General features: G+C 46.1%; 11 protein-coding genes, 1 tRNA gene and 1 pseudogene. 10 read left to right on the top strand and 3 right to left on the bottom strand.

Annotated elements, in window-relative coordinates; all coding sequences use genetic code 11:
* Positions 1-86: 86 nt before the first annotated feature.
* A complete protein-coding gene (gene def / locus RID09_RS09835) occupies positions 87-602 on the bottom strand; it encodes a peptide deformylase (RefSeq protein WP_446335763.1) in 516 nt (171 codons plus the stop codon).
* 191 nt (positions 603-793) lie between these two features.
* On the opposite strand from def, the gene dnaA reads away from it, so the two are divergent.
* The 4 genes from dnaA (at position 794) to RID09_RS09855 (ending at position 7,445) form a co-directional block, all read left to right on the top strand.
* Positions 794-2,173 carry a chromosomal replication initiator protein DnaA gene (dnaA, locus tag RID09_RS09840; RefSeq protein ID WP_446335764.1) on the top strand — a complete coding sequence of 460 codons (1,380 nt, stop codon included), beginning with the start codon at positions 794-796 and terminating at the stop codon, positions 2,171-2,173.
* Between the two features lie 317 nt (positions 2,174-2,490).
* Positions 2,491-3,693: a DNA polymerase III subunit beta gene (gene dnaN / locus RID09_RS09845; RefSeq protein WP_446335765.1), complete on the top strand. Its 1,203-nt coding sequence runs from the start codon at positions 2,491-2,493 to the stop codon at positions 3,691-3,693.
* Positions 3,694-4,759: 1,066 nt separating this feature from the next.
* Complete coding sequence (locus RID09_RS09850) at positions 4,760-6,550, top strand: CHASE2 domain-containing protein (protein WP_446335766.1); 1,791 nt, start codon at positions 4,760-4,762, stop codon at positions 6,548-6,550.
* 181 nt (positions 6,551-6,731) lie between these two features.
* Complete coding sequence (locus tag RID09_RS09855; RefSeq protein ID WP_446335767.1) at positions 6,732-7,445, top strand: hypothetical protein; 714 nt, start codon at positions 6,732-6,734, stop codon at positions 7,443-7,445.
* Between the two features lie 226 nt (positions 7,446-7,671).
* On the opposite strand, the gene RID09_RS09860 is transcribed toward RID09_RS09855, so the two are convergent.
* Positions 7,672-7,745, bottom strand: a tRNA-Arg gene (locus tag RID09_RS09860).
* A gap of 48 nt (positions 7,746-7,793) precedes the next feature.
* On the opposite strand from RID09_RS09860, the gene moaC reads away from it, so the two are divergent.
* Positions 7,794-8,294: a cyclic pyranopterin monophosphate synthase MoaC gene (gene moaC / locus RID09_RS09865; RefSeq protein WP_446335768.1), complete on the top strand. Its 501-nt coding sequence runs from the start codon at positions 7,794-7,796 to the stop codon at positions 8,292-8,294.
* Between the two features lie 174 nt (positions 8,295-8,468).
* A complete protein-coding gene (locus RID09_RS09870) occupies positions 8,469-8,681 on the top strand; it encodes a hypothetical protein (RefSeq protein ID WP_446335769.1) in 213 nt (70 codons plus the stop codon).
* 210 nt (positions 8,682-8,891) lie between these two features.
* Here the strand turns inward: RID09_RS09870 and RID09_RS09875 are convergent, their stop codons facing one another.
* Positions 8,892-9,554, bottom strand: a complete 663-nt coding sequence (locus RID09_RS09875; RefSeq protein WP_446335770.1) for a hypothetical protein — start codon at positions 9,552-9,554, stop codon at positions 8,892-8,894.
* Positions 9,555-10,711: 1,157 nt separating this feature from the next.
* On the opposite strand from RID09_RS09875, the gene RID09_RS09880 reads away from it, so the two are divergent.
* From RID09_RS09880 to RID09_RS09895, 4 genes and pseudogenes are all read left to right on the top strand, one after another.
* Positions 10,712-12,271: a pentapeptide repeat-containing protein gene (locus tag RID09_RS09880; protein WP_446335771.1), complete on the top strand. Its 1,560-nt coding sequence runs from the start codon at positions 10,712-10,714 to the stop codon at positions 12,269-12,271.
* A gap of 125 nt (positions 12,272-12,396) precedes the next feature.
* Positions 12,397-12,522: a hypothetical protein gene (locus RID09_RS09885; RefSeq protein ID WP_446335772.1), complete on the top strand. Its 126-nt coding sequence runs from the start codon at positions 12,397-12,399 to the stop codon at positions 12,520-12,522.
* A gap of 215 nt (positions 12,523-12,737) precedes the next feature.
* Positions 12,738-14,123, top strand: coding sequence for a calcium-binding protein (locus RID09_RS09890; RefSeq protein WP_446335773.1), 1,386 nt, complete (start codon positions 12,738-12,740; stop codon positions 14,121-14,123).
* 143 nt (positions 14,124-14,266) lie between these two features.
* Positions 14,267-14,746 (top strand): annotated as a pseudogene (locus RID09_RS09895) (glycosyl transferase family 1); the annotation flags it as partial.
* Between the last annotated feature and the right edge of the window lie 233 nt (positions 14,747-14,979).

The raw sequence follows: 14,979 nt of genomic DNA on the forward strand, positions 1-14,979 counted from the left end.
TTGAGCAAAAAATAACACCATAAAACGTCAGGTTAAAACCTGAGCAAAACTTTCATCCCCTGGTTAAAACGCAGGGGTTCTCAGTTTCAGCCATGATAGTCTTGCTCTTTGATTAGGTTTTGGGTACTCTCCACGCGGTCTAGAAACACAATACCATTGAGATGATCATATTCATGCTGAACGATTCTCGCCACAAAATCGGTGAACTGTTGTCGCTGCGGCTTACCCTGTTGATTGGTGTACTCTACCTCAATTGCCTGATACCTCGGCACTAAACCTCGAATACCGGGAATACTTAAGCAACCTTCCCAATCTTTGACCATCTCATCCGAGTGAGCCACAAGCTGCGGATTGATCATCGCTGTCGGTTCCATCGTCGGGGCATTCGGATACCGGGGATTGGGACGAGACGCTACGATAAACAAACGGCAGGATTGAGAAACTTGAGGTGCAGCAATACCCACACCGTTGGCGGCTACAGCCTTTGCCTTGAGAGCCTGAATAAGCCGTTGAATAGGTTCGTCGTGAACATTATCGATGGGTCGGGCTAGCTGGCGCAAGATAGGATTGCCTAACTGAGCGAGTTGTAAGGATTGGGTCATAATGGGGTGAACTTCACAAAAAAGAGGAGGATGTCAACGCTGTCTTCGGCTTCTCTAGCCCGGTGGGATTAAATAATATACCGCACTCAGTTGTAAAACGCTATCTATATAAATAATAGTGCGCCGGGATATCTTGCCCATAGCTCGAATGAGGAGAACAAGAAACAATTACTAAAGGAATGCCCGTGGAAATGTCCCCCGAACAGCTCTGGATACAGGTATTGGAGCGATTACAACTCCAACTCAGCCGACCCACCTTTGAAACCTGGCTCAAGGGAACAACCGCTCAGCAGCTAGACCAGAATTGCTTAGTGGTTTGTACCCCCAATCCCTTTGCCAGAAATTGGTTGCAAAAGTATTACATCAAAACAATCACTGATGTGGTACGGGAGATTCTGGGACAACCTGTGGACATTTACCTCACCGTGAGTCCCAACAGCGACAATGCGACAATCAGTGATACAGGCATTTCCTGGTCTCTTCCGGTTACCACTAACCCCGATGCAGAGCGTCCATCCCATCAACGTCCTAAACCCACAGAGTTAAATCAGAAATACGTGTTTTCTCGCTTCGTGGTTGGTTCAAATAATCGGATGGCTCATGCGGCGGCTTTGGCTGTAGCCGAATCACCAGGACGGGAGTTTAATCCCCTGTTTTTATGTGGGGGCGTCGGTTTGGGGAAAACTCACTTAATGCAAGCGATCGCGCATTTTCGGTGGGAGAATTCTCCGAGTTCTAAGATATTTTATGTGTCTACTGAACACTTTACCAATGACCTGATTGCCGCCATCCGCAAAGATAGTATGCAAAGTTTCCGGGAACACTATCGAGCGGCTGAGGTGCTGTTGGTGGATGATATTCAGTTTATTGAAGGAAAAGAATATACTCAGGAAGAATTTTTCCACACGTTCAATACCTTACATGAAGCGGGTAAACAAATTGTCTTGGCATCCGATCGCCCACCGAATCAGATTAGTCGCTTACAGGAACGGCTGTGTTCTCGCTTTTCAATGGGGTTAATCGCCGATATTCAGCCTCCTGACTTGGAAACCCGGATGGCAATTTTGCAAAAAAAGGCAGAATACGAAAACATCCGTTTGCCGCGATCTGTGGTCGAGTATATTGCGACTCAATATAAATCGAACATTCGCGAACTAGAAGGGGCATTAATTCGAGTCGTCGCCTACATCTCAATTTCGGGAGTATCGATGAGTGTCGAGAACATTGCACCGATTTTGAATCCGCGAACCCCAACCGTACAAGCCGCACCGGAGATCATTGTGACAACCGTCGCTGATGCCTTTAATGTCTCGGTAGAAGACTTGAAAGGGAACTCACGCCGCCGAGAAATCAGTTGGTCTAGGCAAATTGCTATGTATCTGATGCGGCAGCATACTGATTTGAGCTTACCCCGAATTGGTGAAGAATTTGGTGGCAAAGACCATACCACAGTTATGTATAGCTGTGACAAGATTACTCAATTACGAAAACGCGATCCCAGCGTGGCACAGAAACTGAGTCAATTGAGCGATCGCATTAATTTGGCGAGTCAAACTCAAAGCCAAGATTAAAGGAAACGGGGCACGGGGAACAGGGAACAGCGCCAGTCAGGTGTGGGGTGAGTATAAATACACTGTGGAAAAATTCCCGCAATTTTCCACAACCTTTTCCACAAGGACTCCATTCCTAAAACACGAACAATTAAGGAATTGGCAATCCTCTGAATCTAGTTTTTCCACAGTTTCCCCAAGGTCTGAATTCCATGCTAGAGTTGCCTGGTGGATAGATGAGAGAGCCACGACCTTAGCTTCATTTAGGGTCTAACTCAAATCTCCCTGACTCTCCTTGACGAGAATTCTAGCTGTGCCAAACATTGACGATTCCTTCTATGAAACTAACTTGTAAACAAGGTGAACTCAATACCAATCTTTCTCTGGTGAGTCGGGCGGTTCCCTCACGTCCCACCCATCCGGTGCTGGGTAATGTTTTACTTAAAGCCGATGCCAAAAATCAGCAAGTGTGCTTAACCGCTTTTGACTTGAGTCTAGGTCTGCAAACCAGTTTTAACGCCAACGTCGAAGCAGATGGCGCGATCGCGATCCCAGCTAAACTGTTCAACGACATTGTTTCCCGTTTACCAGAGGGAGAGATTACTCTCGAAGATTCCCTCACCGAAGCGGATAATGATGCTGAAACCGAAAGCATATTGATCACCTTAACCTCAACATCTGGACAATACAAAATGCGGGGAATGAACCCGGATGACTTTCCTGAACTTCCCCAAATCGAAGAGGGGATGGTGATTAAACTCCCGGTTGAAGCGTTAATTGAAGGATTGCGCGGATCGTTATTTGCCACCAGCGCAGATGAAACCAAACAGGTGCTGACTGGGGTGCATCTGATGGTTCAAGAAGATAACCTGGAATTTGCGGCGACGGATGGTCACCGACTGGCTGTCGTGGAAACGCCTAACACTAAATCGGCGAGTGAAGAAAACCCAGAGGATGAAGAGAACCCAACCTCTGAAGATACCCTATCGCCCTTTGAACTAACCGTACCCGCTAGAACTTTAAAAGAACTCGAACGGATGCTAGGACTCCCTCAATCCAGCGATACCGTCGCCTTGCGGTTTGAGGTGGGTCAAATTATCTTCCAAGGTGGTAATCATCGCTTGACCAGTCGGACGTTAGAAGGACAATATCCGGCTTATCGCCAACTCATCCCCCGCCAGTTTCAACGCCAGGTGGCTATTGATCGGCGTCAATTACTGAGTGCAGTTGAGCGAATTGCCGTATTGGCTGATCAGAAGAATAATATCGTCAAGTTTGATATTGACGAGTCCGCGCAAAAAATTGCTCTGACTGTGGACACTCAAGATGTTGGTAGTGGTACTGAGTCCCTAGCAGCACAAGTTACGGGTGAAAGTATAGAGATTGCTTTTAATGTAAAGTACTTAATCGATGGCTTAAAGGCACTGTCTACCTCAGATATTCAACTACAAATCAATGCGGCGAATACCCCAGTGATTCTCACGCCTCTGGGTGGCTTAAAAATGACCTACCTAATTATGCCTGTGCAAATTCGGGATTGACCTCGCGCCACTAAACGCTTCGCGCTGGCTTCCGGGGATTCTTCCTTCACAAGGAGCCGGAGCCTTTACTTCGGGTCTGCTGAATAAGTCTGGTGGAGGGAGCAGGGGAAGCAGGGGAAGCAGGGGGAGCAGGGGGAGCAGGGGGAGTTGTGCAGCAAGCCCTACTTCGGAAAGAGGACATGGTTTACAACGTCGGTAGTTGTTGGCTTTACCCTCCAGTAGAGGCGTCGCCTGCTACGTCTCTACTTCTTAAGAAACGTCTCTATTGGCGATACGCTCATGCCGTTTATTTCCTTTCAGCAGTGCATTGGGGCGATTATTTGACCTTCATCCTACCCGATTTCTCATTTTAGTCATGAAACTATACATTATTAATGGATATTTTTATCCAAAAATCAATTTATTGTAGTTGACTAGGATAAGCTTAAATACGATGTTCCCTAGAAACCATCGATTAATTTCTCTACCAAAGTTTCATTACTTTTATTTATCTTTTTGAAACCCTTCCTGATATCTGCTATTATCTATAAGCGGATTTTACCTTTTAAATTGTTCAATAGAATAGGGCAATCAGCAAACGGTAAAAACGGAAACAATTCTTTTCCTGTAGTCCATTATACAGTTTATCCAGTGATCTAGTCAACCTAAAGGAGGCAAAAAAAAAACAGGGATCAAAAGCATACCCAGTCAGGGTTAATTATTTCCAAAATGATTTAGACACACACTCTCTCGCCATCAATAATTTTTCACCAACTTGACCCCTATCCTCTGGGTGCAATAGACGGACTATTATAAGTAAGACTTGCGGCAATGGGGGTTCACCTTCAACATTTACCTGACATTTTAAAAAAGTTTACAAAGTCTTCATCTTCAGTTTACAAAGTCTTCATCATTACTTAACTTAATACTCCTGTCTCATTTTCAAATTGTTGATAACTGTAATGTAAACAGTAAGTTAAGCAAACCAGGGTTCATAAGCGTGCTTACCTTCTCAACAGCGAATGATTGATCTGTGATGCAACCCGTAATCGATAAACACGTTATCATCTCTGACCATGTAGTAACCATGGTATTCACAGACCTCGTTAATTCTACCGCTGTCAAAAAATATTTGAAGGGAAATGACATCACCAGCCGCAATCGCCTCTACTTTGACACGATTCTCAAACCCCATCGCCAGCGTGTTGAAGCGAATTTAGTGGCTTACGGAGGACGTGTAGTTAAAACTGAAGGTGACGCTTACTTTGTGGTTTTCGCCAATGCGTCTCAAGCGGCTCAGTGGGCGGTGGCGCTGCAACTTAGTCACACCCATGAACCCATTGACACTCCCCTGGGTTCCTTACAAGTCAGAATTGGTATGCATACGGGGAGTCCCTTACCCGACGGTGATGATTTTATTGGCGAGGAAGTTGATTACGCGGCTCGGGTTTCCTCACTCGCCCATGGGGGACAAATTCTGCTGTCGGAAGTGACAACAGATTTGATTTACGAGGCGGGAATTACCAACTTAAGCATTGTTTCCCGTGGCAATCACTACTTAAAGGGTATTGGCAAAGCTCCGATTTTTGAACTGCAATACCTCAACAAGCAGCAACGACAGTGCCAAAAACCCAGATCTTGGAAATCTCGGAGTCTTCAACTGTTGGCAAGTCTGACGGGTGCAGGTATGGCAATGAGTGTCGGTTTGGTGGGTGTGCTACAGCCTCTGGAAATGAAGGCGTTTGACCACTTTATGCAAATCCGTCCTCAACAGGAAAGTCCTGACCCACGCCTGCTGATGATTACGATTACAGGTCGTGATGTTCAAGCTCAATCCTCTGCCCAACGGCAAGGGTTATCATTGACCAATGCTAAACTGGCTCAACTCCTGGAAAAGTTAGCCCAATACCAACCGCGAGTTATTGCTTTAGATCTTTATCGCGATTTTCCGGTAGAACCTGAGTATCGTAATTTAGCCAATCGTTTACGGCAAGACAACCGTTTAATAACGGTTTGTAAGGTGGGGGATACAACCGATAATCCGGGAATTGCGCCCCCTCCAGATATTCCTGTAGACTCCTTACCCGAACGAGTCGGGTTTAGTGATGTAACACCAGACCCAGATGGCGTTGTGCGTCGTCATCTTTTGGGTTTAGCGCCTCCTGAGCAATCTGAATGTCAAATCAGTAATTCTCTGAGTTTAGTCATGGCTTTGCGGTACTTAGAAGATGAGGGCATTACAGCTCAATTGACTCAAAACAATGACTTGCAGATTGGTCAGGTTGTTTTCCCGACTCTAAAAAGCAATAGTGGAGGGTATCAGAATACCGATGCTGGGGGTTATCAAATCTTGCTGAATTATCGGGCTATGGGTTCAGTAGAAGCGATCGCGCCTGCTTATACGTTAGAAGAGGTACTTTATGAGAATAAATTAACGCCTGAATTGGTCAAAGACCGCCTGGTTTTCATTGGTACTGTTGATAAAACCTTTCACGATATTCATGCAACTCCTTACAATCAAAGCAACCGACCTGAGGCGGCTGGGGTATTTCTGCAAGCCCAGATGACGAGTCAAATTATCAGTGCGGTTAAGGATGGGCGTCCTCTATTGGTGTGGTGGTCTCAGTGGGCTGAATATGTTTGGATTGGCGCTTGGTCTGTTGTGGCAGGTCTGATCAGTTGGCGTTTCCGTTCCCCTCTGTTGCTGGGTTTGGCAGTCGCCGGAATGCTCAGTGTTCTCTATGGTTGCTCTTATGTGATCTTTATCCAAGGAATTTGGGTGCCGATGATACCATCGGGCTTAGCTATCGTTGTCACCAGTGGCATGGTTCGTGTGTATTTTTCCCATCCCTGTCTAAAATATTGGATACTCTATTGATTCCTTCCCTACAAGGATACTGCTAGCGACTGATGTAGCACATACTGCCGAGGAGGTTGCTAAGTAGTTGTAGTCTACATTACACTACATGTGTTATTTACATCACATAACGACTCAACGCGAAATTGAGAGGTCGCTAGCGCTGACATCCTGATTTTTTGCTCTACCTCACCAAGTTGTCATGAAAATAAACTTAAACAATTGGTCAAGTCGGCTTTTATCCTTACTTTTAGCCACTGACATTCTTTTTATTGCTTTGCATATTATTTATAAGACAACTAAATTGACGAGTAATTCATCTTTTTCCCTTGAAATGGATAGGGGATATCCTGAAGTTTTTCAGTATATAAAAGAATACTGGATCGCGCTTTTGTTTTTATTTTTAGCCCTAAAAAATCATGTATCAGTCTATGCCGCTTGGTCTCTTCTATTTTTATACTTATTATTAGATGATTATTTTCAAGTTCATGAAATTGGAGGAAAAATAATTAGCGATAAGCTAAATTTCCCTGCTATTTTTAACTTACGGTCAGTCGATTTAGGTGAATTATTAGTGTCAACTTCGGCAAGTTTGTTTTTTCTAATTTTAATTGCTATTACCTATCGATTCAGTAACTCTAGGGCTAAACAAGTGTCAAAATACATGATTGCCTTGTTATTCTTATTAGCTTTTTTTGGAATTGTCACAGACATGGCTCATATTATGCTCGAATCTTTGTCTATAAAACTTTTAAATGACTTTATGGGTCTTTTGGAAGATGGTGGCGAACATCTGGTTATGACTCTCATCGCTTGGTTTGTCTTTTTACTGTTCGATTCCTCATCAGATAACCCTATCTCTAAACTCAAGTTTCCCAATGCGGCTACCAAACCAAGGCGGGACATTGATCTGTGAGAAGGTGTTAGGTGTTTAGTTTTAGGTTGGAGAGAAGGAGTAAGCGGGTATATTATATAGTGTATTGGGGGGCTTGGATTGACTGAAGCCGAGACAGAAAAACCTAAAACCTCTGTTCAGCTAGTATGTCCCGCCTTAAATTGATAACCAATTGCCTAAACAGTGTTCCCTGGCAATGATAGCTGCACTCTTGGGAACACCTGCTTTAGTCAGTCGTTTAATTTAACGGGCTAGGAGGGATTCGAACCCCCGACACCGTGGTCCGTAGCCACGTGCTCTAGTCCACTGAGCTACAAGCCCTAGCTGTGATCTCTTCACCGATTACTTAGAATATCACATCTTTATCCAATGACGCAAGAGTATTCCCAAAAATCATCCCTTACTCATCTAAACTCTCAGGGTCAAGCCCAAATGGTCGATGTCTCCAGCAAACCCGCTACCCGTCGCCAAGCCGTCGCAGCGGCTCAAGTACGGATGCAAAGGGCGACATTCCAGGCGATTGAGACAGGTAATGCGCCGAAAGGAGATGTTTTAGCCACCGCCCGACTCGCGGGAATTATGGCAGCCAAGCAGACGGCTAACTTGATTCCTTTGTGTCATCCCTTACCCCTACACCAAGTCGAGGTACACATCCAACCTGATTCTCAACTACCGGGGTATCAGATTCAGGCGTCTGTGACGACAAAAGCCGAAACGGGGGTAGAAATGGAAGCCTTGACAGCTGTGTCTGTTGCTGCGCTTACTTTGTACGATATGGCAAAAGCCTTGGAGAAATCGATTCAAATTGAATCCATCCGCCTGTTGAGTAAGACGGGTGGCAAATCCGGCGAGTATCAATCCCCCAGTTGAGCGATCTTTCCTATCCCTTCTACGCCAATTGGCGTAGGTAATTTCCGTACATATACTGATGTCTACCACCTAAAGGAATATTTATATTAAAGCTTGATTCGCTAATTGTACTTAGTAGATTAGCAAAAATCTGTATTCTACTTTTGATATTTTGCAGTAGGAGATGCGTAATCAATGATTTACTGTGTAGGTATTATTTACGGAACAATAGCAGCTCATTTATTTACCGTTTGGTTTGAGTTGGCTGATGATATGAGGACTTTATCTGAGCCACAAAAAGTCCTCTCCTGGGTGACGTTAATTGTTGCTGCTGTATTTTGGCCCCTGGTAATACCTATTGCTTACACTAAGCTGCTTAAATCTCAAACTTCTAAAAAACTTATTTGAACAAGGTTATATCCTAGAGACTTGGCAGCAATAGGTTGATGAAAAACTTGACTGCCGGATAAGGGTAAATAGTTCTACACTCTTTTTTGAGAAACGCTTTGCGGAAACTTAGAAATAATTAACATCAATAACCAAATGTAGGGGCTTGGTTACCAAGCCCCTACAGATACTTGGTAACCAAGCCCCTACAGATACGGGGGGGAAATAATTTTAACCGGGAATCATCATACTCACCGTTTGACTCCAGGGTCCTGATTCCCCTTTGGTGTTGACCCAGCGTAGCATGAAGTAAGCGGTTTTCCCGACATCTTCACCGCTGAATTCCATTACATACGGTGTCGCTGTATCCAACGCTACAAAGGTTAACTCCTTCGGATCAGTGGGCGGTAAATCACCAATTTTCACCCAAATTTCACTGCCAATTATGCCACTGGGTTTGGCTTTGCGTGTGGGTGTGGTTTCATCAACGAAATGAATTTCGAGTTGATAACGCCCCTTGTTTTCTACTCTAGGAAGGGGGCGCGTTGTGGGTACACCAACGGCGCTGGAACTGCTTTTTGGCACTGTTATGCCTAATCCTTGGCGCATGGCGTCGGTGATTTGGGGATTTACTTGCAATTGATTCACTACCCGTCGCAATTCGTTTTTATAGGTTTGGCGGCTATCGTCTTTTTCTTGACGGGCGCTATCGGCAGCCGATTGGGTGATGATATGGTTGTTGTAGGCGGTTGTCCATTCGGTTTGAGCTGTGGTAATTGGGGTGATATCTTCTGCGGTTAGTCCTAAGTCGGTGAGATAGTTGGTTAAAGCGGTGACAAAGTTGGCTTGCCAATTGTTAAAGTCGGCATCTGAGCGGGGCATGTAACTGGTCATGTTGCGATGTTTCTCCACAACAATTATTTTTCTATGTTAATTGATGGCTCCCCAGAACGGTACTAATGTTTCTGGGTACGGTGTAATGGTTCCTTGGTACGGTGTAATGGTTCCTCGTGCAATATGACAGAAATCATTGAACCGCTAAAATCTCCCAAAACGTAGCCGATTCCGTCTCTACAAGATTCTCCATCTCTCCTATTCAATCGGTTTCAGTTTTAGGGTGGCGTTTATAGAGAAGTTCCGATACAAGGTATCGAGAAAATCAATGATGATTTGGGTTTGGCTCCGCGTTGAGGAAAAGGGAAAAAAAGTAAAATTTTTCCTTGACAAATTAAATAAAGTTATGTAATGTATAACCAGGATACACAAAAATTTTAATACCAACGGGATAAAACGTCAGTGAACAAGACTTTTTGGGAATATAGTTTTTTGGGTCAGAATCTGAATGATTCTACCGTTACTAAAGACGACTTTTACTAATAGCGTGTAGGTTAACTCAAGGCAGAGCGGAAGCAAGGTTAAAGCTGCTATAGGGTCAAGGGTTTCTCCCAACTTCTTTAACGCCAGTTTTAGAGGCTCGATATCAGTTGTGCTAACCGACAATCAGAGGATTGAGAGGCGCTGCGCTGATGTCAGACTAAGGAACGCTATTTCGGCTCAGGCTGACTTAGCTAACATCTCCTTAAACAGCTAAAATGGTGGGATAGATTTATGGTTAGATGGGGCGCACGCCGTTGAGATGGGCGCATGTAATCTTTGTAGGTTGGGTTGAGCAACGAAACCCAACGAGAGCCAGTTAACTTGGCCATTTTGTGCTGTCCCTGACATGCTCCCGTTTAGATCGGGCGCACGGGATTTAGATACGGGCGCACGCCGTGCGCCCCTACAATTCTAATCCACCAATTAAGGTGTGCCACGCCAACGCCATCCACAGTTACGCCTTTAACGACTCCTAGTGCCGTTTTTTGATCTACCTATAATCCGGATGGCTGAACTGTTTTTTGAAACATTTACAGCTCGTTCACCTGCAGATTAAAGGTAAATTCAGCCAAATCCAAATCCTAAAGTGTCTCCACTAGGGAGATTAACTTAAGGATACAGCAACATGGGTTTTAAACCCAAGAGTTTTCTAATCCTTGAAAAACAATAGAATTATGCCAGCCTTAGACTTTAGTGAACAAGAGTTATTCGGGAATGACTTTAGTGGGCAAAACCTAAATGGTTCCACCTTTTTCAAAGCTAAACTCGATGGGGTCCAATTGGTTGAAACCGCCTTAAGAGGGACTACCTTTGAAGAAGCCGTACTGCTAAATGTTGATGCAACCCGAGCCATCTTTGCCGCCAATGCGAGCTTTGGTCCTGCTACTTTCTTTAAGGCAACTTTAGAGAATGTTAATCTCAGGGGCGCCAACCTAAGGGGGGCGAATCTATCGTTAATTAACACCAAATTCATCACCCTAACCAACGCCAACCTGACGAATGCGAATTTACGAGAGGCGAATCTCAGTGGCGAGCAGTCGGATCGCCCCAACCTCCAGGGTGTCAACTTAACTGGCGCGGATTTATACAAAGCTAAGCTAAAAGCGGCTGACTTTACAGGGGCAAATCTTACCAATGCCAGCTTAGAAGAAGCGGATTTGGAAGCCACGCTTTTCATTAATGTCAATGCCACCGGGGCGGATTTCCGCTTAGCTAATCTCACTGATCTTACCCTGGAAAATTCTATCTTTGATTTAGCGAATTTCAGTGGTGTTTCTCTGAGTGATGTCTCAGTCGCCGCCGGAGCAACGGGTAATGTCAGATTCCGTGGCGCAGATTTAAGCGGCTTTCTCGCCGATGATGCGATTTTGACGGGTGCTGATTTTAGTTCCTATGTCGCTACCGATGGTACGGTAACCGTTACAAACCTCACTAGCGCTAAATTTGATGATACAGATATCAGTGGCGCCAACTTCACCCAAGCCAACGCTGAAGGTATCTTTTTTAATGGATTGGCGGTTGGCACGAATTTTACTGATGCCAATTTAAGAAACGCAGATCTATCCAAAGGCGACTTTACTGATGCTATTTTTGTTGGTGCGGATCTCACGGGTGCGATCGCGGTTGATGCGATCGGTTTAACCCTAGGCACTTCGGCTAATGATAATTATATCGGCACATCAGGGAACGATAACATTTTTGGCTTTGATGGCGATGATACCCTCGATGGTGCTGGCGGCAATGATTACCTCGATGGCGGAATTGGCAGTGATTCCCTCACAGGCGGCGCCGGCAGTGATACCCTCTTTGGCGGTAATGGCGCGGATAATCTCAACGGCGGCGGTGGCAGTGATTTTCTCAATGGCGGCGCTGGCGGTGATATCCTCCTGGGTGGTGCTGGCAATGATACCTTAGTCGGCGGTACAGGGAATGACACGATCACCGGCGGTGCAGACAGCGATACGATTTGTTACAGCAGTGGTGATGGTCAAGACCGAATCAACGGGTTCGTCACTGGAGCTGGGGGAGATATCCTGTACTTTACTGATATTACTGCTATTGATGTGCGTTTCGTCAATGGTAATACCCAGTTTCGAGTTGGAGATGGGATAGCCGAAAATAGCGGTTTTGGTACAGGGAGTTTGTTAGTTACGTTGATAAATACTAGCTTCACCCAGGCTGACATTAGCACCAACATTGACCCAACCAATAATACAGTGTTTCAGTTCTCCTAATTGTTCGTAGTCAGGTTCGTAGTGAGGACTAAAGTCCTCTGATCAAGGGCGGGTTTAATGTAGGGGCGGGTTTTATAGCAGTAGACACATCGATTAGGACAAACGAACTGTTGTAGAGACGTTGCATGCAACGTCTCTACCATAAGATGCGTCTTAACCGCTATGGCGATTGCTATACAAATATCTTTTTGGTTACACCCAGATATAACCAAACCCGCCCCGACAACGTTTTTGCCATCAGTTATCTGTAAAACCCGCCCCTACAGCCATCATCCTTAATCACCCAATAAAACCAACACAGGAAATCCAACCCATGATTCCTCCCCGATTAATCCTCCTAATCATGGCTTGTGCCCCCCTCTCCTAAGTTTAGGAGAGGGGGAATGATCAGGGTGGATACAGGCAAAAAATCACCAAACAGTTTGGTGACTTACATAACCAATTCATGGAATAAAAGAGGTAAACTATGGCAATTATCAATGGAACACCAGAGCCTGATATCCTAATTGGGACAGCTAATGCTGACCGGATTCGCGGCTTTGACAAAGAAGACTATCTGGAAGGCTTAGGCGGCAATGACACCCTCGAAGGCGGGGCTGAAAAAGATACCCTATTGGGTGGCGCCGGAGCCGATCGCCTTTTGGGGCAAGATGGTGAGGATGAGCTGCACGGTGACGGCGGTAATGATCGGCTCTTTGGCGGATTTGGCAATGATACCCTGTTTGGTGGCGCCGGAGCCGATCGCCTTTTTGGGGAAGACGGCGAAGATGAACTCTATGGTGAGGGCGGCAATGACACCCTCGACGGTGGAGACGGCAAAGACTACCTGGATGGGGGAGCGGGTAACGACTCCTTGGTGGGTGGCTTTGAAGATACTCTCTATGGCGGTGCTGGGGATGACACCTTAACCTTTGCTGATAACTTAGACGGAAAGAGTGTTCTCTACGGCGATGCTGGGAATGACTCCTTAGTCGGTAGTAACTCTGTGATTGAAGGGGATACCCTTGAGGGTGGAGCCGATAATGACTTTCTGGATGGACTTGATGGTGATGACGTGCTTTGGGGCGATGATACCTTAAGCGCCCCAGGTGCGGATACCCTCGTCGGCGGAGACGGCAATGATACCCTCTATGGCGATGGGGATACCTTGAGTGGCGGTGCTGACTCCCTTGTGGGTGGCGCTGGTGATGATGTTCTCTATGGCTTTGCCGGGAATGATACCCTGGATGGCGGAGATGGTTTGGATACCCTCTATGGTGGGGATGGCGACGATGTTCTCAATGGGGGGCTGGGAGCGAGTACAATCTTTGGTGAAGCGGGTTTGGAGACGATCACCGGTGGTGCTGAAGGGGACTACATTGATGGTGGAGCAGATAGTGACTCCCTCTTCGGTGCTGGTGGTAATGACACGCTCTTGGGTAGCGATGGCAATGATACCCTCAGTGGTGGCGCAGGCGATGACTATCTGGATGGTGGAGCTGGTGTTGATCGCATTCTGGGTGGCGCAGGCAATGACACCCTGTTTGGCGGAGAAGATTTGGAGGATCAAACCGTAGCAGATACCCTGATTGGCGGGGCGGGCGCGGATGTCTTTCAATTGCTGTATCTGGAATTTATACCCGAAATCCCTGATCCGGGTGAGCCTCCCATACCGGAACCGGTTGGGGATGTGATCCAAGGCTTCGAGGATGGGATTGACTTGTTTGAGTTAGAGGTGCCCTTGTTTGAGGATCTACAGATCATCGGTAGTGGTAGTCATACCTTAATTAAAGTAGCGGAAACCGGCGAACTCATCGCCACGGTACTGAATACCAATCCCAGTTTGATTACCGAAGCCGATTTCTTGGTGTAGAAAATGGGCGTGTGTATCCAGGGGAAGCTGGATAACCACGCCTCATCCTTGAGTCGCACCGAACTGTGCTTCAAAGTGATTTCGTCTTACTCCTGCTGTTTCTGGCAAAAGAGACAGTGGGAGCTAACTTATCAGACAGAACTATGCGTATTCTCTTTCTCCATCCTAATTTCCCTGCCCAGTTTCGTCATGTAGCGGCGGCTTTGGCTAAAGATAGCCGTCATCAAGTGGTGTTTGGCACAACTCGTCACCAAGGGGGCTTACCGGGTGTCCAGAAGGCAGTCTATCGCCCATCCCGTGAGGCGCGACAGGAAACCCATCATTATGTCCGCCCTTTGGAAAGTGCGGCGCTGCAAGGGCAGGCGGTTTATCGGTTAGCCGAGCAACTGAAGCGTCGGGGGTTTGTACCAGATGTGGTGTATGGTCATTCGGGTTGGGGTCCAACCCTATTTATTAAGGATAGTTTCCCAACGGCTCAATTACTCGGCTATTTTGAGTGGTTTTACCACGCCCATGGTTCTGATGCTGACTTTGATCCGAGGGAACCCCTGACGGCTGACGATGAAGCCCGGATTCGGTTGAAGAATGCGCCGATTTTGATAGATTTATATAGTTGCGATCGCCTAGAGGAAGCCTTGAACCATCCTGAGCAGATGTCGGCAATCCGAGCAAAAGCCAGGGAAACCATTCAACAGCACTACAACTTATCCCAGTTACGTAAGGATTCAGGTCTGTGTTTGGCTCATCAATTAGCCTGGGTGTACGAGCCTTTCCAAAGTAATGTGGAAAAGGAAATTCAGTCACATCGGCGAGTGCGCCCAGGCTCTTTTCCCAAAATAGGTCTTGCCTGAGACAG

The organism is Coleofasciculus sp. G1-WW12-02, assembly GCF_040219735.1.
Classification (GTDB): Bacteria; Cyanobacteriota; Cyanobacteriia; order Cyanobacteriales; family Coleofasciculaceae; genus Coleofasciculus.